We start from the raw sequence: 20,395 nt of genomic DNA on the forward strand, positions 1-20,395 counted from the left end.
GGGGGGCGGCCCAACAGCACCATCAGGGGCCGAATGCCGCGGGTCCGCCGCGCCCGCGCCCCCCCCTCCCTAGGGGGGGGGGGCCGGCCGGGGGGGGGGGGCGGGCCCCGGCCGGGGCCCTCAGAACGCGTACGGGCCGAACCGCCCCCAGGCGACGACGAGCGCCGCGACCAGCAGCAGGGCGGTGAACGCGGCCGGCGGATACTCCTTGGCCCGGACGTGCACGACGACGGCGCCGGCCATCACGATCGCCGCGCCCACGGCGGCCAGCGGCGTCAGCACGGTGGCGATGCCGGTGAGGGCGGGCAGGACCAGGCCGATCGCGGCGAGCACCTCGACTGCCCCGAGGGCCTTCACCGCGCCTTCCGGCACGCCCTCGACGAAGCTCATCCTCTCGCGCAGCTTCTCCTTGGGCTGGGTGACCTTGGTGAGCCCGGCGCCGGCGAAGACGAGGGCGAGCAGGATCTGCAGGGCCCACAGGGCGATGTTCATGGGGGTGCCTCCTGGCGTGCCGCCGCGCGGGCGGACAGGTAGTTGACGCTTCAAGGACCACCGTACGAGCAGATACTTGAAGCGTCAAGCATCCGGTAGGCTGGCGACATGGAACCCACCCGCTGGCTGACCGACGGCGAGCAGGAGGTCTGGCGACGGACGCTTGCCGTGCTCACCCTGCTGCCGAACGAGATCGAGGGGCAGTTGCAGCGCGACGCGGACCTGACCCGCTTCGGCTACGGGGTGCTGGCCTCCCTCTCCGAGGCCCCGGGGCGGTCGCGCCGGATGAGCGAGCTGGCCGCCCTGGCCAACGGCTCGCAGTCGCGCCTGTCCCACCTCGTCGGCCGGCTGGAGCGCCGGGGCTGGGTACGCCGCGAGCGCGCCGACGACGACGGCCGGGGGTCGGTGGCCGTGCTCACCGACGCCGGGTACGCGCACCTCGCCGCGTCCGCCCCGGGGCACGTGGCGCTGGTCCGCTCGCTCGTCTTCGACGCGCTGACCCCGGCGCAGGTCGCGCAGCTCGGCAAGATCACCGCCGCGCTGCTGGCCCGCCTCGACCCGATCGGCGACTGCCCGGCGTCCCCCGGCAGGGACGGGAGCGCCGCCTCCGCGCGAGCCAGGCCGTCGTGTTAGCAGGGGCCCCTGCCATCCGGAAAGCGATGGCAAGGGGCCCCTGCTCAACCGTCAGGCGGCCGTGAGGGCCGGATCGGTGCGGGTGTCGGCGTCGGCCGGGCGCAGCGCCAGGGCGAGCACGTCGGCCACGTCGGCGAGGGTGTGCACGGTCAGCGCCCCGCGCACCTCGGCCGGCAGGTCGTCCAGGTCCGGCTCGTTGCGCGCCGGGATGATGACCTCGGTCAGGCCGGCCCGGTGCGCGGCGAGCAGCTTCTGCTTCACCCCGCCGATGGGCAGCACCCGCCCGGAGAGGGTCACCTCGCCGGTCATCCCGAACTCGGGCCGCACCGGCCGGCCCGTCACCAGCGACGCCAGCGCCGTGACCATGGTGATGCCCGCGCTCGGCCCGTCCTTCGGCACCGCGCCCGCCGGGACGTGCAGGTGGATCCGCCGGCCGGCGAGGGCGTTCGGGTCGATGCCGAGCCGACGCCCGTTGGAGCGCAGGTACGACAGGGCGATGTGGGCGGACTCCTTCATCACGTCGCCGAGCTGGCCGGTGAGCGTCAGCCCCGGCTCGCCCTCCATGCCGGTGGCCTCGATGAAGAGCACGTCGCCGCCCGCGCCGGTCACGGCGAGGCCGGTGGCCACGCCGGGCACCGCCGTCCGCTCCGCCGACTCCGGGGTGAACCGGGGCCGCCCCAGGTAGCGGACGAGGTTGCCCGCGTCCACCCGCACCGGGGCCGGGTCGTCGGCCAGGGCGACGGCGACCTTGCGCAGGATCTTCGCCAGGGCCCGTTCGAGCTGCCGGACGCCGGCCTCCCGGGTGTGCTCCCCCGCGATCAGGGTGAGGGCGTCGTCGGCGATGCTGACCTCCTCGGCGGTCAGCCCGGCCCGCTGGAGCTGCCGGGGCAGCAGGTGGTCGCGGGCGATGGCGACCTTCTCGTCCTCGGTGTAGCCGTCGAGGGTGACCAGCTCCATCCGGTCCAGCAGCGGGCCGGGGATGGTCTCCACTACGTTGGCGGTGGCCAGGAACAGCACGTCCGACAGGTCGAGGTCGACCTCCAGGTAATGGTCGCGGAAGGTGTGGTTCTGCGCCGGGTCGAGCACCTCCAGCAGGGCGGCGGCGGGGTCGCCGGAGTATCCGACGGACAGCTTGTCGACCTCGTCGAGGAGCACGACCGGGTTCATCGAGCCGGCCTCGCGCAGGGCGCGGACGATCCGGCCGGGCAGCGCGCCGACGTACGTGCGCCGGTGGCCCCGGATCTCGGCCTCGTCGCGGACGCCGCCGAGCGAGACCCGGACGAAGTTGCGGCCGAGCGCCCGGGCCACGGACTCGCCGAGGCTGGTCTTGCCGACGCCGGGCGGGCCGGCGAGGGCGAGCACCGCGCCGGAGCCGCGCCCGCCGACCACGCCGAGGTTGCGCTCGGCGCGGCGGTTGCGCACCGCGAGGTACTCCAGGATGCGGTCCTTGACGTCGGCCAGGCCGGCGTGGTCGGCGTCGAGCACGGCGCGGGCCGCGGCCAGGTCGGTGTTGTCCTCGGTACGCGTGGTCCACGGCATCTCGAGGACCGTGTCGAGCCAGGTGCGGATCCACCCCGCCTCCGGGGAGGCGTCGCTGGCGCGCTCCAGCTTGCCGACCTCGCGCAGCGCCGCCTCGCGGACCTTCTCCGGCAGCGTGGCGGCCTCCACCCGGGCCCGGTAGTCGGCGGAGCCGTCCGGGGAGTCCTCGCCGAGCTCCTTGCGGATCGCGGCGAGCTGCTGGCGGAGCAGGAACTCCCGCTGGGTCTTCTCCAGGCCCTCGCGCACGTCGCTGTTGATCTGCTCGGTGACCTCCTGCTCGGCCAGGTGCTCACGCACCCAGCCGACCAGCAGCTCCAGCCGGGCCGTCACGTCCGCGGCGGCGAGCAGTTCGGTCTTCTGCGCCAGGGTGAGCCAGGGCGCGTAGCCGGCGGCGTCGGCCAGCTCGGAGAGGTCGGTCATGCGCTCCATGGCGTCGATGACCTGCCAGGCGCCGCGCTGCTGGAGGACCGAGGTCATCAGGGCCCGGTACTCGCGGGCCAGGTCCCGGGCCCTGCCGGCGGGGGCGGGCTCGTCGAGCTGGGTCGCCTCCACCCAGAGGGCGGCGCCGGGCCCGGGGACGCCGGAGCCGATCCGGGCCCGGGACAGGCCGCGGACCACGGCGGCCGGTTCGCCGTCGGGCAGCCGGCCGACCTTCTCGATGGTGGCGATCACGCCGACGGGGCCGTACTCGCCGTCGATGCGGGGTACGGCGAGGACCTTCTTGTCGCCGGTGGCGCGCGCGGCGTCGACCGCGGCCTGGGTGGTGGGGTCGAGGGTCACCGGGACGACCATGCCGGGCAGCAGGACGGCGTCGGTGAGGGGTAGTACCGGAAGAGTTGCCATCGAACACCTGCCATCGCGTTGACTTGAGCGTGTCAGGCTCAAGTCCGGGCCGGCTCCCGTTGTTCCGGGATGTGACCCGGGACACTCCGGCATCCGCCGCGCAGGCCGCCCGGGGCGAAGCCGTACTGGCAAATTCCACCGTCAGGAGCGGGATTGCATCGCGGACAACTCGACGCGCCGAATGCAAACGAGGCATATTCTTGCGGATTTGCCCGCGGATACGTCAAACTCGTAACACACCCCGCCCCACACAAGGAGTAATTGGCGATGGCCCGGAAAGTAATCACCGTCTTGACTGACGACCTCGATGGCGGGAAGGCAGATCGGACCGTCGAGTTCAGCCTGGACGGCGTGGCGTACACCATCGATGTGTCCGACGAGAACGCCGGCACCCTCCGCAAGGCGCTCGACCCCTACATCAACGCTGGCCGGAGAATCGGCCGAGGACCGGTCGACGCCGGCCGGACGGTCCGCCGCCCCGGCCGGGCCCCGGTCTCGGGAATGGATCGCGAGCAGAACCGGGCGATCCGGGAATGGGCCACCCAGAACGGCTACGAAATTTCCGACCGGGGCCGGATCCCCGTGTCCGTCGTCGAGGCCTTCAAGAACCGCTGACCAGGCACCGCGCCCACCACGCGGAACACCGGGGCCACGCTGGGATTCGGCGATGGCCCCGGACCTTTTCCGGCGGCAATTTCCACGGTCCCGCCCCGGCGCCGTACGCGCGGCCACGCGCTGACGACACGGCGCGCGACGCGGCGGGGCCGCCCGGGGCTGTTCTGCCCCGGGCGGCCCGGATGTGCGTACGGCGCGGCCGTCCGGTCAGTTGACCCGGATCCGCACCACGTCGATCGCCGGAGTCTGGTTGGCCCGCTCCATCATCGGGATGCGGTGCGAACCGTCACCGGCCCAGACGGAGCACTGCGCGGTGCCGGCCTGCGGCAGGCCCGGCACCTGGATGATGACGTCGTCCGGCTGCGAGCCGCCCCGGCCGTCCTCGGTGGCGACGAAGAACGCCGGCACGTCCTGCGGGTTCGGGGGCTGCCGGGTGCTGTTCAGCATCCGGCAGGCGGTGTGGAAGTGCCCCCGCACCAGGCCCTGCCCGTTGAGCAGGGAACTCTCCAGGTAGTAGCCGCCCTGGCCAGCGGCGAGGAACCGGTCCCGGACCAGGTTGCGGGTGGTGACCCGCAGCTGGAACGCCTGGTTGCGCTGGACCTGGTTGGGGAACTGCGTGATCAGCAGCGACGGGTTGTTCGCCGCCGCGCCGACCTCGCCGAACGCGGTGCTGACGCACCGGTTGCCGTTCTGGAAGCCGTCGTGCGGCTGCAGCCGGCTGTTGCCGCAGTCCTTGGCGAGGACGCCGAGACCGTTGCCGTTGTTGTTGCCGCCGTTCTGGCCGCCGTTGTTGCCGCCGTTGTTATTGCCGGCGTTGGGATTGGCGCCGACGGCGAGCTGGCACGGGGCGAGCTGTTCGAGGCCCTGGGGCCGCTGCGCCACCCGGCCGATGGCGGTCGCGATGCGGTTCAGGGTCGCCCGGCGCTTGTCCGCCAGCGGCCCGAGGATCGCGTTCTGGATGAACTGCCCGCCGTTGCGGCCCTCGGCGGCCAGTCGCTTGTTCGCCTCGTCGATCTGGGTCTTGAGCAGCTCCAGGTTGCGGTCCACCTCGGCCTTGGCGGCGGCCGGGACCTGGGGCAGCTTGCTGGCCACGTCGGGGCAGGCGATCGTCGAGCCCGCCGGGGCGGCGTTGGTGTTGGCGTTCGTGGCGGTGCCGCCGGCCTTGAGCGACTGGCACTCCGCGACCGACATCTGCCCGTCACCCCAGTGGTTGCGCACCCACCGGCCGTTCTGCCACGTCTGGGTCGTGCTGCTGCCGATGTTCGAGGTCGCGCCGGGGCTGGGCGCCACGCACGACGCCGCCGCGGCGCGGGTGGTCGTCCGCCGGTCCCCGGCGGACGAGATCTGCGTCACGGCGACGATTCCACCGAAGACCGCAAGGGTGCCGACAACGGCCAGCAGCCGCTTGCTCCGTGCGTTACCGGATGACCGGCGCGCCCGTGGGGACCTGCGCATCGAATTGCTCTCCTTCTCGATCCGATAGTTGACTCGTGACCCCGTCGGACCGATGAATTCGGGTGGGACGCCTCGGCGAGGATCACTGCGACGTTCCGGTCGCGTGTCGATGACCGACGATGCCCTTTCCTCATCGTCGTCGCGCCGGCCGGCGCGGCGGGGAGATCCGTGTCCATTCGGGCTGGAGTACGGAGCCGCGACGGCCACGGTTCAACCCGGATACGGGAAATTTGTGGGGAGCCGGGAAGGGCTGGTCGTCCCCGGTGGACGGGGTCGGTCAGCCGGCGCAGAGGTGCTCGAAGGCGAATCCGTCGCGCATCTCGTCGCGGCGCTCCCGCAACCGGAGGATGTCCCGGTCCAACTCGTCGCGCGCCACCAGGTCCCCACCGGCCTGCTCGACGTCGCGCAGCCGCTCGCCGACCGCCACGGCGGCCAGGTCCTCGGCGAGGCGGCCGGCGTCCACGCCACAAGAGAAGCGGTGCTGGACGACCTCGACCCGTTCCACCAGGCAGCGGCCGGGACGCGCCTCCACCCAGCTCCAGCCCTCCACCGGGCCGGCGGTCCAGCGCACGTGCAGGCCCCGGACGATCGGGTCGACCAGCCGGCGCGACACGTACGCCTCCACGGCCGCCGCCCGGGCGAGGGCGCCGAGGTCGTTGACGTGGCCGCTGCGCCCGTCGGGCAGCCGGCCGACGATCTCCCGGAACGCCACGGGCGTGGCCTCCGCCGGATCGTCCCGCCCCGGCTCCGGCCGCACGGCGTCGGCGTAGGCGCGGGCGTCGATGACGTACTCCACGATCCGACGGCCGTGGTCGGCGGCGCGCAACGTGGGCGAGGTGATCCGCAGCACCGGCAGGCCGACCGCCGCGCAGACCGCGTCCTTCATCCGCTCGGCGCGCTGCGCGGCGGAGCCGGCCGCAGCCGGTGGCCCGATCTCGACGGCGAACAACGGACGGCCGCTGTCGCCGGCACACACCACGTGGTCGAAGCCCTCCCGGCCGGCCGCGTTCCACTGGTGGCCGGTGACGCCCGGCGGCCGGCCGTGCACCAGCTCCCCCAGCCGCCGGGGGCCGTATACCACCTGACCGGCGCGGGTGAGGACCGGTGCGCGCCCGGTCGACGCCGCGACCGGGCGCAGCAGGGAGCCATGGTCACTACCGGTGCGCGTCATCCGCCTGTTCCGTCCGTCGGGCCGTCGACGGCCGAGTCTAGGCCGCCGGCCGGGACGCCCACCTCGCCGGTGCGGGCCGCGCGGGGTCACCGGTCCGGGCCACCGCCGGCCCGGCGGGGCCGTTCCCGGGCCCCCGGTTCGCCCGGGGGCCGACGGATGCGGCCGATGGTCCCATTCTCTAGGCTCAGCGCGTGCTGCACAGTGGACAGGCTCCGGAACTTCTGACCAAGCGCAGCCTCGTCGCTGTCTCCCACGCCATCGAGAGCGCCGCCCTGGCCAGCGCCGAGGACGGCCCGCTCGTGGTGATCGCGCTCTTCCAGCGGATGCCCTACCTCGACCGGGAGCGTGCGGTCTACGAGCGGATCGCGGCCACGGCGGCGGCGACCGTGGTGGGCGTGGTCGGGCAGCACCCCGAGGCGCTGCCGGCCGGCGCGTGCGGCGTCGCCCTGGACGAGGCCGAGGACCTCGCCCGGGAGTGGAGCGTGGTGGCGCTGACCCCCCGGTTCGGCGCCGCCCTGGTCGCCCACGACCGGTCGGAGGTCGAGCAGGCGGCCACCCTGGAGTCGGGTCGGCTCTTCGAGGGTTGGTGGGGGTTCCGCCGGGACGAGGCGCTGCACGAGGTCGTCCGGCTGCGCGACCGGCTCGCCGACCGGCTCCCCGGGGCGGTCCGGCTCGCCGTGGAGAAGACGCTGGCCCGGGTCCGGGACCTGCCCGCCACGCCCGGCGAGGCACGTGCCGAGGCGGCATTGCGGCTGATGTTCTCCCGCGCCGAACGGGCCGCCCGGGCCCACCGGGGCGGGCCGGGCGGGCGGGACCGGGGCACCGGCCCGGCCCCGGCGGAACCGGCCCCGCTGCTGGACGAGCCGGGAATGCGCCGGTGGGCGGGCGCGGACGGGGTCACCGCCTCGGGCACGCTGCCGGTGGCGCTGGTCGGCGTACGGGTGGACGAGCCGGCGGGCGCGCCGGAGCGCTTCGGCCGCCGCAGCGCCGCCCGGGAGGCGCAGGCGGTGATCGGGGCGGTGACCTCCCCGCTGCGCCCGGTGGACCGCGCGGTGCGCCTGTCCGACCAGGAGTTCCTGTTGATCCTGCCGGCGCTGACGGAGGAGCAGGCGGTGACCGTCGCCGGGCAGGTGCACGAGGCGGTCGGCGGCCTGGCCCGGTCGTATCCGTTCGTGGCCTTCGCGGTGCACGCGGCGGTCACCGTGACCAGCCGCCGGCCGCTGCCCGTGGAGGACGTCCGGCACGCCGTCGGGTGGGCCGCGCGCGAGGGTGTGCCCGTCGCCCGGCTGGCCCCCGAGTCGGCCGAGGTGCCGGTCGGGCAGCCGTAGGCGCGGCGGCGACGCGGCCGACCGACCGGCCCAGTCCCTCCAGGACGGGCAGCCGCCGGACCGCGTTCCGGTCCCACTGCCGCGCCGCGGAAAGGCCGTGGGCCGGTGCCGGGACGGCCGACGGGCCGGGTGGACCAAGGTCGAAGGTCCCGGCCAGAAGCGGACCCATCGGCCCTGCCGGGCCCACGGGTGGCGGACGTCCAATGGAACTGCCACCGGGAAGCGCGGTGCGAGGGACAGGAAGGGACGTGGACATCATGACCGCGACGATCGAGCGGACCACCGCCAGGACCACCGCCCCGGCGGCCGAGACCACCAGGACGGCCGAGACCACCCGGGAGCGGGCCACCCGGTACGTCCTCGCCGGCATCCGCCTCGCCCTGGGTTGGACCTTCCTCTGGGCCTTCCTCGACAAGATGTTCGGCCTCGGTCACGAGACCGCCGCGAAGAACGCCTGGATCAACGGGGGCAGCCCGACGAAGGGTTTCCTGAGCTTCGGCGCGGCCGGCCCGTTCACGGGTTTCTACCACGGGATCGCCGGCGCCGCCTGGGCGGACTGGCTGTTCATGGTCGGCCTGGCCGCGATCGGCGTGGCCCTGCTGCTGGGCGTCGGCACACGGCTCGCCGCCACCGCCGGCGGCCTACTGCTGGTGATGATGTGGACGGCCGTCCTGCCCCCCGAGAACAACCCGTTCATGGACGACCACCTCATCTACGCCGCGGTGCTGGTGGTCCTCGCCCTGGTCGGTGCGGGCGACACCCTCGGCCTCGGGCGGGCCTGGAAGCGGCTGGCCATCGTCCGGCGGTTCCCCTGGCTGAGGTGACCGGCAGGCACCACGGACCCGGCGGGCGTCACCTTCGGAAGGTGACGCCCGCCGCCGCGTGTGCCCGCCCTGGCCGCCGCCCGCCCCGGTTCGTCGCCCGTCCCGGTTCGTCGCGGTGGACGGGCCCGCCCGGTGGGCGGGCGGCCGAGGGACCGATGGAGATCGGCGGATCACGATCCGGCAGGATCGACGGGGACCGCAGTGGACGCACCACCGAGCAGGAGGCGTACGGCATGGACAAGCCCGAAATCGGCCCGATCGAGGGCGCGCCGCCCGCCGATCTCGTCATCGAGGACATCATCGTCGGCGACGGCCCGGAGGCCCAGCGGGGCCAGCGGGCCACCGTGCACTACGTGGGCGTGGCCCACTCGACGGGTCGCGAGTTCGACGCGTCGTGGAACCGGGGCGACGCCTTCGAGTTTCCGCTCGGCGGCGGGCGGGTCATCGCCGGTTGGGACCAGGGCGTCGTCGGCATGCGGGTCGGCGGCCGGCGCAAGCTGACCATCCCGCCGCACCTCGGGTACGGCAACCAGGGCGCCGGCGGCGTCATCGCGCCGGGCGAGACGCTCGTCTTCGTCGTGGACCTGCTCGGCGTGCGCTGACCCGTCAGCTCCCCCGGCCGGGGGCGTCGGCACCCACCGGCGGCCCCGGCCGCAGAGCGGCCCCGGCAGCGGCGCGCCGGCCGTCGGCCGGGCCGTCCCACCGGCGCGGATCGGGCCGGCGCGGACGGCAGCCGGCGGCGGACGAGGCGGTGGGTCAGGCGGCCGGCGCCAGCGGCGCGGACGCGCCGCCCCGCTCGGCGACGAGCGGCACCAGCAGCCCCGGTGGCAACGCCAGCGGCGCGGGCCCTGCCGCGACGGCTGCCCCGCTCACCGACGCCGCCGCGGCACGGGGCGGGCCCGCGCTGACGGGCGCTGCCACGCGGGACCCGGCCGGCACGGAGCCGAGCGGCCCGGCGGCAGTGGCGCGCGCCCGGACCGGGATGACCCGATCCAGGCCGGTGACGTGCAGCACGCGGGCCACCATCGGGGCCGGGTCGAGGAGCACCAGCTCGCCGCCCCGCGCGCGGACCCGGCGGTGCGCGGCGACCAGCGCACGCACCCCGGCGGCGGAGAGCAGCCGGACGCCGGAGAGGTCGAGCCGCAGCAGCGGCCGGGCCGGGGCGGCCCAGAGCGCGGAGCGCAGCACGCCGACCGTGGCGATGTCGACCTCGCCGGTCGCCCTCATCTCCACGACGTCGTCACCCACGTCGACCTGCACGTGGAACCGATCGCTGCGCTGCTCCATGCCCACGAATCTAACCCCGCCCACCGACATTTCCGCCCTGCCCGGGAGTGACTCCGGGTACACCCAGGGTCTGACCCTGAGTCGCCCCGGATCCTCCCCTGGCAGGAGGCCGGGGGCGTGGCGTTTCTCCCCGGCGGCAGGCCCGACAGAAGGCCGCCCCTTTGGGAACGGTGGGGCGGCTTTCGTCGTCTCAGGGCTGATCACGGGTCGCAGCCTCGATCCAGTCGGGGATCGGCGGTATCTGCCACTCCCACGGCCCGTACCAGCAGCGGTCCGTGTGCCTACCCCCGTGCGGGCCGTGGGTGCCGGACAGAAGGCCGTGAACCGTCGTGGTGGAGATCCCGCCGTCGATGACAACGATCTCCAGTTCGGTGGGCCGGAACCTGCGGCCCCGGTGGTCGGTGAGTTCGGGGGTGCCGGACACCTGCCAGTGGCGTTTCACCACCTCCCGAACCTTCGTGGCCCGGACGGTCTTCACCTGTTCACCGCGTCGTACAGGGCTTCCACCCTCACCAGCAGCTCCAGGCACCACGGGTGCGGGCACTGCACGGATTCCCACTGGCAGTCGAGGCCGTGGCCGCGCACCCGCACCCAGCCGGGCACGTCGGTCGGCTCGCCGCCGACGTCGACCACCCGCATGTCGATGTACGTGGTGCCGAGCTGGGCGGTGTGGGTGGCCCATTCGCCGGTGCGCAGCGACAGTCGTTCCCCGGCGGCCACGCGGATGCTCACCACGTCGCCACCAGCCGCTCCAGGGCGGCCCGGTCGGTGTCGGCGAGGGCGAGGATACCTCGCGCCCAGGTGGCCTCTTCGCAACCGTCCGGCGTGCATCGCCAGCAGGTGTGGCCGGCGGCGTGGCTGGTGACGACGAGGTACGCCACCGACGCGACGCTCGCGGCGTCGAGGTCGTCGACCATCCGCGTCACCGGTCGTGCCTCGCCTGGTAGCCGGTGCGCTGGCCGAGGGTGAGTGGCACGTAAGGGTGGGCTTGGGTGGGTTCGCAGTACCACCGGCTGTTGCGCAACCGCTCGGCCTGGGCCTGGCCGAGGATGTGCTGTCGGGCGGCTTCCTGCTCCGCTTCCTGGATCTGCCGGCCGGTGCCGGGCGGCGGGGGCGGGTCAGACCGCCGCAGTACCCACCGCATGATCGCGCGCAGCTCGGACCAGAATGCCACCGTGTCGCCTCCCTCACTGGCTGGGGGCGGGTGGCGGCGGCTCGCACGAATCGCAGGAATGGAAGTGACCACCGCCACCCGTGACCGGCACGTTACGGCTGGTTACGGGTGACGGTAGGGACAGTGTGTACCTCAGGGAGAACTAACCGTCGAGGCCGATCGCCAACGCCAACTCCCGGGCGTCCTCGCCGACGGTGCCCCGCCGACCGGTCAACTCCATGATCGCCATGCGGGCGTGCGGGCGGTGCCGCACCGTGTCCACGGACTCCCGCAACGCCCGACCCAACAGATGCACCACCGCGACGTCCTCGCCGCGCATCATGTGCGCCCGCGCCGCATCCACGAGGTGTGTGGCCCGGCGGGTGCGTGACGGCAGCGACGAGTAGTCCGTGCGCCCGGCCCGGCGGATCGCCTCACCCGGCCGCGCAAGGTCAATCTCGACGGTCACCCCATAGGCGGCGCACGCCGCCGGACCGAACATCAGCCACGGGTGGACGTACCCGCCGCCCAACCGGTTCGCTGCCTCGTCGGCGGCGTCCCACGCCCGCCACGCCTGCCCGGACCGGCCACGCTTGCTGTGCGCCAACGCCATCCCGAGCTGCGCCTGCCCCCACCGGGCCAACTGTTCACCGCCGGCCGTTGGGTCGAGCAGCGCGGCAGCGTCCACCAACACCTGCTCGGCGGCGTCCGTCTGGTTCGACGCCCGATAGACGTGCGCGTAGTACCAGGCGGCGGCGGCGATCGCGGCTGGGTCGTCGGCGTCCTGCGCGGCGGCCATCGCCCGGTCGGCGGCCAGCCACACCAGTTCCGGGTACGGCTGGTCGGCGGCGTACAACTGGGCGAGGTGGTACACGCGGGCCAGCTCGACGAGGGCGGCCCGCCGGTCGGTGCCTTCGAGGCGGCGGGCCGACACGCGGGCGTCGTCGAGCAGGTGCGGCAGCACGGCGGCGACCGCACCCCGTTCGGTGCTCGACCGGTGCCACAACGTCCACGCCTGGTCGACGAGGCCACGCAACACCACGGCCGTCGTGGGGTCGCCGGCCGGGGGGTTGGTGCGTTTCATGGCGGCGGCCACCCGGTCGACGTCGGGATGCCCGGCGCGGGTCACCGACGCAACCGGCAGCGGCTGGGAGCCGGTGAGGTCGGCGAGGTCGCTGATGTCGAGGACTTCGGCAAGGCGCAGCAGCATCGGCAGGCGGGGAGGCAGCAGCCGACCCCCTTCGATGGCTTTGACCCATTCGGCGCTGCGGCCGACGAGGCCGCCGAGGACTGGGCGGGTGAGGCCGGCGCGTTCGCGGTGGGCGCGAAGCCTGCGGCCAAAGGTGCTGGTCGGCTCGGTCATGGTGTCTCCCAGGTAGCGGCTGGGGTGGTGGGCCGCCGGCCGCTACAACCGACGGCCCCACCGTCTGCAACGGTACGCCCAGAATCCACCAGCAGGGTTACGTGCAGAGCCGCGTCGCGCGGTCAGGCGGCCCGCGCCATGCCCTTCTCCGTCAGGCCCACGCGGCGCCTGCTGGATGAACGACCGGGGTACGTCAGCACGGCAACCGGCTCTGGCTGGGCTCCCTGGTTTCCCGCGTGCCCCGGCCGCGACAGGGGGTCGGGGGGGGGCCCCCGGGGGGGGGGGGGGGGCCCGCCCCCGCCCCGCCCCCCCCCCGCCCCCCCCGGGCCCCCCCCCGCGCGGGCGGGGGCGGGACCGGACCCACCCCCCCCCCCCGGGGGGGGGGGGGGCCCGGGGGGGCCCGGGGCCCCCGCGCGCCCGGGGGGGGGGGCCCCCCCCGGGGGGGGGGGGGGCCCGACCCGGCGGCCGTTCCTCCCGATGGTCAGCCGCCGCTGGCCGACGGCGTCGGCGCGGGCGAGCTCCCGCCGGCCACCGCCCCCGGGTGCGGCGACGCGGTGTGCGGGCTGGGCCGCAGCCCGGCCGGGACGGGCAGGGCGCTGCCCTTGGCGAACTCGTCCCAGCTCACGTTCCAGGCCGTCCAGCCGTTGCCGGCGCGCAGCGGCACCTCCGTGCCCGTGACGGTGACGAGGTCGCCGACCTGGGTGATCCCCATCAGCCAGTCCGCGGCGGCGGCGGAGACGTTGGCGCAGCCGTGCGAGACGTTGCTGTAGCCCTGGTCGCCCTCCGACCATGGCGCGGAGTGGATGAACTCCCCGCCCCAGGTGAGCCGCTGGGCGTCGTCGACGTCGACGACGTAGCCGCCGTCGGGCTCGCCGCGGGTGTCGAACGTCGTCCGCTCGTGCTTCTCCATGATCACCATCTTGCCGCTGGAGCTGGGCGTGCTCGGCTTGCCGAGGCTGACCGGGATCCGGCGGACCAGCTTGCCGTCGCGGAAGACCGACATCTGCTTGGTGGCGTTGTCGATGTCGACGGAGACCTGCCGGCCGATCTTCGAGGTGGCCCGGCGCTCGGCGTCGCCCACCAGGTCCTTGCCGATCGGCAGCCCCTCCAGGGCCGCGCGGACGCTGATCTTGGTGCCCGGCCGCCAGAAGTCGGGCGCCCGGTAGTATGCCTGGCTGCCGTCCTCCAGCCAGGACCAGGTGCCCGGCTGCGGCGGGTCGGTCTTGACGAACAGCCGCTTCTGCACCGCCGCGCGGGCCTCCTTCGGCACGCCCGGCTCGAAGGCCACCGTCACGGGCATCGCGGTGCCGTACGTCTGGTTGCCCGTGAAGTAGAGAGTGCTGGTGATCGCCGGCTTGGTCGGCTTCGGCGCGGTGGTGAACGTCGTCGTGCGGGTGGCGGTCCTGCCGCCGTCCCCCGTCACCGTCACCTCGGCGGTGTACGTCCGCTTCTCGGCCAGCGGCGCGCCGGGCACCCAGCTCGTCCCGTCCTCCCGGGGCTCCCCCGGGACCTGCCGGCCCTTGTCGTCGGTGAGCCGGACGCCGGTGACCCTGCCGTGGGCCACGCTCGTGCCGATCTCGGCGCTGACCGGGACGTCGCGGGCCCGGTCGGCGGGCGTCAGCTCGACCGCCGGCGGCGGCGCGACCCGCGCGGCGGCCTTCCTCTCCCCGGCGGTGCATCCACCGAGGACCAGCGGTGTGGCTGCGATGGTTACCGCCAATAGCGTCAATCGCCGCCTCACGTCCATGTTCCGCACCCCTTTTCCGCTCCCCTTTGGCCACATTCTGTACGGCGTCACGGGAGGCCCGGTGCGGTTTCCGGAAAAGGCGCGGCGCAATTGTCGGCAGTTTCGGCGACGGCGGGTCGAAAATGGTGGGCCGCGCCCGGAGGACCCGGTGTCACCGATCGACCGGTCCGCCGGCGGACGACCGGTTCGCCCCGCCGTCAGCCCCAGTCCTGGTCGCCGTGGTTGCGGTCCCACCGGCCGCCCACCGGCGGGGTGTCCAGGCGGGTGGCGGCCACGGCGTTGCCGGCCAGGTCGTTGTCCTCGACCCGGCAGCCCACGCAGCTGCCCCGATCGGTGATCCAGAGTCCGTGCGTCTGGGTGCGTTCGTCGTGGTTGTCCCAGATCCGGTTTCCCCGGATGGTGGCCGAGTCGACGTGCGCGTTGACCGTGATGCCGGCCCGGCACCGCGGCGCGGCCGGCAGCTCGTACGCCGTCCCCGGCAGCGGGGTGTCCCCGCTCCAGGCGGTGTAGGCGTCGGGGCGCACCGGGGCGAGGGTGAGCCCGGTGTCGTCGTTGGCGGCGACCAGGGCGACCCGCTTGCCGACCCGCAACACCTTGCCCCGGTGCCCGTCGTGCGGCCAGCCCGCCGTCCGGTCGACCAGCGACCGCTCGTTGTAGCGGACCGACTCGCCGCCCCCGCCGCACGCGCCGGCGCACTGCCGGCCGTTGTTACGGATGCGGTTGTTGAGCAGCACGGCGTCGACCATCGGCCGGTCGATGCGGATGGCGTCCAGCCCGTTGCCCCACAGGTCGTTGCTGTCGATCACCACGTCCGTCGCCGCGCCGCGGTAGCCGTGCCCGAGGTCGTGCTCGTGGTAGCCGTACGCCCCGTTGCCGCTGATCCGGTTGCCGCGCACCGTGTACGGGCCCGGGGTGTTGCCCATGCTGACGCCGTCGCGGATGTTGCCGTCGATGACGCAGTCGGCCAGCAGGCCGCCCCGGCCGGCCACCCCGGAGGTCCCCTCGGCGGAGACGTCGAAGCCGGCCTCCAGGTTGCCCGTCATCGTGCACGCCGAGACGATCAGCCCGTCCGCGCCCCAGTCGGAGATGCCGAACCGGTTGCCCTGGCTGTGGCAGCCGACGATCCGGTAGCCGCGCGGCGGCGGCCAGCCGGCCTTCTGGAGTTCCAGGAAGATGCCGTTGGTGCCGTTGCCCAGGGCGGTGCAGTTGGCGATGGTGAGCCGTTCCACGGTGCCCCAGCCGCCGATGCCGACGCCGATGCCGGCGCCGCCCATCTCCTGACCGTTGTCGAGCCGGCCGCAGCCGACGACCACCACCCCCTCGATCAGGCTGTCCTGGAGGAAGTCGCAGCCCAGGCCGGTCGCCGCCGTGTGGTGGATGTAGAGGTTGCGGAAGGTCCCGCGCACCACGTACTGCAGGCCGAGGCCCTTGGCGAGGTAGTTGTACTCGGCCATGGCCACGCCGGAGCCGTCGATCTCGAAGTCGGCGAAGGTGCAGTCGGCGATGTGCCGGTCCCGGTCCGCGCCGTGCTGGAGGGTGGTCCAGAACGCCAGCGGGGTCGGGTCGGCGCGGTTGCCCTCGTTGCTGAGCAGGAACCGCGTCGCGCCGGGGCCGGCCCCGATCAGGGACACCCCGCTGCGCCAGACCGTGCCCGCGTCGCGGATGGAGTAGATGCCGGGCGGGCAGTAGATGACGCGGGCCCGCCCGTCGGCGGCGTAGCCGTCGCCGAGGCGGTCCACCAGGGCGGCGAGCGCGGGCTGGTCGTTGGTCACCCCGTCGCCGCGCAGCCCGTACCGGGTGGCGTCGCAGTGCAGCGGCGCCCCGGCGACGGCCGGGCGGCGGTCTCGTACGGCGGCGGGCAGGCCCTGGTACGGCACTGCGCTCTCCCCTCGCGCGGGCGGTCGCGGGCGTGCGATCGGGCGGTCACCCACGGGCGGCCGGGTGGTGGTCGTCGGCGCCGATTTCCCCACCACGGCGGCGAGAAACGGCGACGGCAAACGGGCGGGAACGCAGAGAATCCGCGCACGATCCCGGAAGAAGTGCCCTCCTCGCGCCGCGATGACCACTATTTCCCGGATCGAGCGCGATCTTCCGGGTCGGCCGGGAAATCAGCGGACGATCGGGCCCGGGCCCCCATTTCCCGGCCCATTCGGGACGGCGGCGCGAGAAGCGGAACAGCGGCTCGGAAAGGCGACAGTGGGCGGGAAGCGGGACGGCGCAGGCCAGGCGCGCGGTCCCGGTCCCGGCGCAGCGCCGCCGGGACCGGAACTCGGTGGCGGCCGGCGGACCGGCTCACACGTTGGCGACCAGCAGGGCGGGCTGCTCCACGCAGTCCGCGACGTGCCGCAGGAAGCCGCCGGCCACCCCGCCGTCGCAGACCCGGTGGTCGAAGGTGAGGCTGAGCTGCGTCACCTTGCGCACCGCGAGCTGCCCGTCGACGACCCACGGCTTGTCCACGATCCGCCCCACGCCCAGCAACGCCGCCTCCGGGTGGTTGATGATCGGGGTGGAGCCGTCGACGCCGAACACGCCGTAGTTGTTGAGGGTGAACGTGCCGCCGGTGAGGCGGGCCGGCGGCAGGGCGCCGGCCCGGGCGGCGGCGGTGGTCTCGGCCAGCGCCGCGGCCAGTTCGCGGGTGGTGAGCAGGTGCGCGTCGCGCAGCACCGGGACGACCAGGCCCCGGTCGGTCTGCGCGGCGATGCCCAGGTGCACCGCCCGGGACTGGACGATCCGCTGCCCCTCGGTGTCGACGCGCGCGTTGAGCTGCGGGAAGCGGCGCAGCCCGCTGAGGCAGATCCGGGCCAGCAGGGCCAGCAGGCTCACCGGCGCGTCCGGGGTCGCGGCGTTGATCGCCCGGCGCGTCTCCACCAGGGCGGTGGCGTCCGCGTCGACCCAGATCGTCACCTCGGGGATCTCCCGCCGGCTGCGGGAGAGCTTGTCGGCGATCACCTTGCGGACGCCGGTGAGCGGGACGACCACGTCCTCCTCGCCCGCCGGCACGGCGACCCGTCCCGCCGGGCCCGGCCCGCCGGCCGCGCCGGGCGGGGCCGCGCCGAGGCCGTCGGGCACCGGGGCGAGCCGGGGGGCCGGGGTCGCGCCGGCGAGGGCCGCCTCGACGTCGGCGCGGCGCACCACCCCGCCCGGGCCGCTGCCGCGCAGGGTGGCCGGGTCGATGCCGTGCTCCCGGGCCAGCCGCCGCACGATCGGGGAGATCACCAGGGCGACGCCCCCGGTGAGCGCCGCCGGCGGGGAAGCCGCCGCGACCGGCGCGGGAGCGGGGGCGGGGTCGGAGACCAGTGCGGGCTCGGGGGCGGGCACGAGCCGGGGTCGGCGGCGTCGCCGGCCCGCCGCGCCGTGCCCGGTGCCGTACCCGATGAGGACGTTTCCGCTGCCGGCGCGCTCCTCCTCCCGGTAGGCGGCGTGGCCGGCGGGCTCGTCGCCGCCGCCGGCGGGCGCGATGGTGATCAGCGGCTGGCCGACCGGGCGCGTCTCGCCCGCCGCGCCGTGCAGGGCCACGACCCGGCCGGCGTACGGGCAGGGCACGTCGACGACGGCCTTCGCGGTCTCCACCTCGACCACGCTCTGGTCCACCGTCACGGTGTCGCCGACGGCGACCCGCCACTGCACGATCTCCGCCTCGCTCAGCCCCTCGCCGAGGTCGGGCAGGAGGAACACCCGCTCGCTCATGCCGCGCTCCCCTGCGGCAGCCAGCGCGCGTCGGGCCGGTCGTCCCACTGGAGCCGGGCCACCGTGTCGAGCACCCGGTCCACGCCGGGCAGGTGGGTGTGCTCCAGCATCGGCGCGGGATACGGGATGTCCAGGCCGGACACCCGCAGCACCGGGGCGTGCAGGGCGTGGAAGCAGCGCTCCTGCACCCGGGCGGCGATCTCCGCGCCGACCCCGGCGAAGCCCTGCGCCTCGGAGACCACCACGCACCGGCCGGTGCGGCGCACCGACGCGGCGATGGTGGCGTCGTCGAGGGGGACGATCGTGCGCACGTCCACCACCTCCAGGTCCCAGCCCTCCTCGCGGGCGGCCTCGGCGGCCTCCAGGGCGACCGGCACCGCCGGCCCGTACGCGATCAGGGTGGCGTCGGTGCCGGGCCGGCGCACGACGGCCCGGCCGAACGGCTCGGTGGCCGCCGGCAGGTCGGCCTCGGCGCTGGAGAAGTAGAGCTTCTTCGGCTCCAGGAACACGACCGGGTCCGGGTCCGCGATGGCCTCGCGCAGCAGCGAGTACGCGTCGGCGACCGTCGCCGGGGTGACGACCTTCAGGCCCGGGGTGTGCGCGTAGTACGCCTCGGACGAGTCGCAGTGGTGCTCGACGCCGCCGATGCCGCCCGCGTACGGCACCCGGATGACCATGGGGACGCCGAGCGCGCCCCGGGTGCGGTTGCGCAGCTTCGCCACGTGCGAGGCGATCTGCTCGAACGCCGGGTACGCGAACGCGTCGAACTGCATCTCCACCACCGGCCGCAGCCCGGACATGGCCAGGCCGACGGCGAAGCCGACGATGCCGGCCTCGGCGAGCGGGGTGTCGAAGCAGCGCCTGTCGCCGAACCGGGCCTGGAGGCCGTCGGTGATCCGGAAGACGCCGCCGAGCTTGCCGACGTCCTCGCCGAAGACGAGCACCCGGTCGTCGTCGGCCAGCGCGTCGGCCAGCGCCGCGTTGAGCGCCTTCGCCATGGTGGTGGTCGCCATCAGCGCTCGCCCTCGCGGTCGTCCTCGCGGTCGGCGGCCAGCTCGGCGCGGACCAGTTCCCGCTGCTCGACCAGTTGCGGGGTGGGCGTGGCGTAGACGTGCTCGAAGAGGCTCAGCGGGTCGACCTGCGGCTGGGTGTGCATCCGCTCGCGCAGGTCGGCGGCGTACGCCTCGGCCTGTTCGGCGATCGCGGCGACGGCCGCGTCGTCGAGCGCGCCGCGCGCCCGCAGGTAAGTCTCCAGCCGGGCGACCGGGTCGCGGTCGCGCCAGGCGTCGACCTCGGCACCGTCGCGGTAGCGGGTGGCGTCGTCGGCGTTGGTGTGCGGCTCCATCCGGTACGTGTGCGCCTCGACCAGGTACGGGCCGTTGCCGGCGCGGGCATGCGCGACCGCGCGGGTGAGCACGGCGAGCACGGCGACGGGATCGTTGCCGTCGACCTGCTCGCTGGGCACGCCGTAGCCGACGCCCTTGTACGCCAGCGACGGGGCGGCGGTCTGCCGCGACAACGGGACGCTGATGGCGTACTTGTTGTTCTGCACGAAGAACACGACGGGGGCCTTGAACACGGCGGCGAAGTTGACGCCCTCGTGGAAGTCGCCCTCGCTGGTGGCCCCGTCGCCGACGAAGGCCAGGGCGACGGTGTCACGGCCCTGGTGGGCCTCCCCGTAGGCGAGGCCGGCGGCGTGCACGCACTGGGTGGCCAGGGGGGTGCACTGCGGGGCGGTGTGCACCCGGGTGGGGTCGTATCCGCAGTGCCAGTCGCCGCGCAGCAGGGTGAGCACCTCCACCGGGTCGATGCCCCGGGAGACCAGCGCCATCGACTCGCGGTAGGTCGGGAAGACCCAGTCGGTGTCGCGGACGGCGAGCACCGCGCCGACCTGACAAGCCTCCTGGCCGCGCGAGGACGGGTAGACGGCGAGCCGGCCCTGCTTGGTCAGGGCGGTGGCCTGGGTGTCGAAGCGTCGGCCGACGACCATGCGGCGGTACATCTCGCGCAGCGCCTCGACGGGCGGCTCGGGGTAGTCGGCGCGGGCCGGCCGGGGGGCGCCGTCGGGGTCGAGCAGCCGCACCGGTTCGGTCTGCGGCAGCAGGGCGGCGGCGGGGTCGGTCGCCGCCTGCTCGCGGGCGGACGCCTTGGTGGGCTTCTTGGCCGGCGGGCGGGTGCGCGGGGATGCCCTGCGGACCGCCTGGGGTGTGGTCGTCACGGCGGGGACCTCCTGGACTTGTGGTGGACCTATGCTCCTG

19 protein-coding genes and 1 pseudogene are annotated in these 20,395 nt (G+C 74.6%); 5 read left to right on the forward strand and 15 right to left on the reverse strand.

Translation table 11 applies throughout. The features are described 5' to 3' along the window. Positions 1-120: 120 nt before the first annotated feature. Positions 121-492: a DoxX family protein gene (locus ACFYWL_RS04320; RefSeq protein WP_386967189.1), complete on the reverse strand. Its 372-nt coding sequence runs from the start codon at positions 490-492 to the stop codon at positions 121-123. A gap of 108 nt (positions 493-600) precedes the next feature. Between ACFYWL_RS04320 and ACFYWL_RS04325 the strand changes: the two genes are divergently transcribed. Next, on the forward strand, positions 601-1,125 hold the full coding sequence (locus ACFYWL_RS04325; RefSeq protein WP_386967192.1) for a MarR family winged helix-turn-helix transcriptional regulator: 525 nt from the start codon (positions 601-603) through the stop codon (positions 1,123-1,125). A 51-nt stretch (positions 1,126-1,176) separates the two neighbouring features. On the opposite strand, the gene lon is transcribed toward ACFYWL_RS04325, so the two are convergent. Then, the gene (gene lon / locus ACFYWL_RS04330; protein ID WP_386967195.1) at positions 1,177-3,507 is read right to left on the reverse strand and encodes an endopeptidase La; all 2,331 of its coding nucleotides are present in this window, start codon (positions 3,505-3,507) and stop codon (positions 1,177-1,179) included. Between the two features lie 267 nt (positions 3,508-3,774). On the opposite strand from lon, the gene ACFYWL_RS04335 reads away from it, so the two are divergent. Continuing rightward, positions 3,775-4,122 carry an Lsr2 family protein gene (locus tag ACFYWL_RS04335; protein ID WP_386967198.1) on the forward strand — a complete coding sequence of 116 codons (348 nt, stop codon included), beginning with the start codon at positions 3,775-3,777 and terminating at the stop codon, positions 4,120-4,122. Positions 4,123-4,329: 207 nt separating this feature from the next. Here the strand turns inward: ACFYWL_RS04335 and ACFYWL_RS04340 are convergent, their stop codons facing one another. Together ACFYWL_RS04340 and ACFYWL_RS04345 are read right to left on the reverse strand one after the other, a co-directional pair. Continuing rightward, positions 4,330-5,577 carry a hypothetical protein gene (locus tag ACFYWL_RS04340; protein ID WP_386967201.1) on the reverse strand — a complete coding sequence of 416 codons (1,248 nt, stop codon included), beginning with the start codon at positions 5,575-5,577 and terminating at the stop codon, positions 4,330-4,332. 277 nt (positions 5,578-5,854) lie between these two features. After that, positions 5,855-6,748, reverse strand: coding sequence for a DUF2726 domain-containing protein (locus ACFYWL_RS04345; protein ID WP_386967204.1), 894 nt, complete (start codon positions 6,746-6,748; stop codon positions 5,855-5,857). 191 nt (positions 6,749-6,939) lie between these two features. Between ACFYWL_RS04345 and ACFYWL_RS04350 the strand changes: the two genes are divergently transcribed. The 3 genes from ACFYWL_RS04350 (at position 6,940) to ACFYWL_RS04360 (ending at position 9,502) form a co-directional block, all read left to right on the forward strand. After that, complete coding sequence (locus tag ACFYWL_RS04350; protein WP_386967207.1) at positions 6,940-8,076, forward strand: DICT sensory domain-containing protein; 1,137 nt, start codon at positions 6,940-6,942, stop codon at positions 8,074-8,076. A gap of 248 nt (positions 8,077-8,324) precedes the next feature. Then, positions 8,325-8,900 (forward strand): hypothetical protein, encoded by a 576-nt coding sequence (locus ACFYWL_RS04355; protein WP_386967209.1) that lies wholly within the window; start codon positions 8,325-8,327, stop codon positions 8,898-8,900. Between the two features lie 233 nt (positions 8,901-9,133). After that, on the forward strand, positions 9,134-9,502 hold the full coding sequence (locus ACFYWL_RS04360; RefSeq protein WP_074477367.1) for an FKBP-type peptidyl-prolyl cis-trans isomerase: 369 nt from the start codon (positions 9,134-9,136) through the stop codon (positions 9,500-9,502). A 373-nt stretch (positions 9,503-9,875) separates the two neighbouring features. On the opposite strand, the pseudogene ACFYWL_RS04365 reads toward ACFYWL_RS04360, so the two are convergent. The 11 genes and pseudogenes from ACFYWL_RS04365 to pdhA all read right to left on the reverse strand — a co-directional run. After that, positions 9,876-10,187, reverse strand: a pseudogene (locus ACFYWL_RS04365) (STAS domain-containing protein); the annotation flags it as partial. A 190-nt stretch (positions 10,188-10,377) separates the two neighbouring features. After that, positions 10,378-10,632 carry a hypothetical protein gene (locus ACFYWL_RS04370; RefSeq protein ID WP_386967212.1) on the reverse strand — a complete coding sequence of 85 codons (255 nt, stop codon included), beginning with the start codon at positions 10,630-10,632 and terminating at the stop codon, positions 10,378-10,380. Between the two features lie 29 nt (positions 10,633-10,661). Further along, on the reverse strand, positions 10,662-10,922 hold the full coding sequence (locus tag ACFYWL_RS04375) for a hypothetical protein (RefSeq protein WP_386967214.1): 261 nt from the start codon (positions 10,920-10,922) through the stop codon (positions 10,662-10,664). Beyond that, positions 10,916-11,104 (reverse strand): hypothetical protein, encoded by a 189-nt coding sequence (locus ACFYWL_RS04380; RefSeq protein WP_386967217.1) that lies wholly within the window; start codon positions 11,102-11,104, stop codon positions 10,916-10,918. Before ACFYWL_RS04380 ends, ACFYWL_RS04375 begins: the two co-directional genes overlap by 7 nt. 5 nt (positions 11,105-11,109) lie before the next feature. Further along, positions 11,110-11,361 (reverse strand): hypothetical protein, encoded by a 252-nt coding sequence (locus tag ACFYWL_RS04385; RefSeq protein WP_386967220.1) that lies wholly within the window; start codon positions 11,359-11,361, stop codon positions 11,110-11,112. 142 nt (positions 11,362-11,503) lie between these two features. Then, a complete protein-coding gene (locus ACFYWL_RS04390; protein WP_386967224.1) occupies positions 11,504-12,703 on the reverse strand; it encodes a helix-turn-helix domain-containing protein in 1,200 nt (399 codons plus the stop codon). 481 nt (positions 12,704-13,184) lie between these two features. Then, positions 13,185-14,450, reverse strand: a complete 1,266-nt coding sequence (locus ACFYWL_RS04395) for an Ig-like domain-containing protein (protein WP_386967226.1) — start codon at positions 14,448-14,450, stop codon at positions 13,185-13,187. 197 nt (positions 14,451-14,647) lie between these two features. Next, positions 14,648-16,327, reverse strand: coding sequence for a right-handed parallel beta-helix repeat-containing protein (locus tag ACFYWL_RS04400; protein WP_386967228.1), 1,680 nt, complete (start codon positions 16,325-16,327; stop codon positions 14,648-14,650). A 415-nt stretch (positions 16,328-16,742) separates the two neighbouring features. Further along, complete coding sequence (locus tag ACFYWL_RS04405) at positions 16,743-18,137, reverse strand: dihydrolipoamide acetyltransferase family protein (RefSeq protein ID WP_386967231.1); 1,395 nt, start codon at positions 18,135-18,137, stop codon at positions 16,743-16,745. Then, the gene (locus tag ACFYWL_RS04410; RefSeq protein WP_386967234.1) at positions 18,134-19,150 is read right to left on the reverse strand and encodes an alpha-ketoacid dehydrogenase subunit beta; all 1,017 of its coding nucleotides are present in this window, start codon (positions 19,148-19,150) and stop codon (positions 18,134-18,136) included. The genes ACFYWL_RS04405 and ACFYWL_RS04410 overlap by 4 nt, the downstream gene beginning before the upstream one ends. Continuing rightward, positions 19,150-20,388 carry a pyruvate dehydrogenase (acetyl-transferring) E1 component subunit alpha gene (pdhA, locus tag ACFYWL_RS04415; RefSeq protein WP_386967768.1) on the reverse strand — a complete coding sequence of 413 codons (1,239 nt, stop codon included), beginning with the start codon at positions 20,386-20,388 and terminating at the stop codon, positions 19,150-19,152. Before pdhA ends, ACFYWL_RS04410 begins: the two co-directional genes overlap by 1 nt. Positions 20,389-20,395: the final 7 nt, after the last annotated feature.

Origin of the sequence: Micromonospora sp. NPDC002575 (genome assembly GCF_042889525.1) — a bacterium.
GTDB lineage: Bacteria > Actinomycetota > Actinomycetes > Mycobacteriales > Micromonosporaceae > Micromonospora > Micromonospora carbonacea.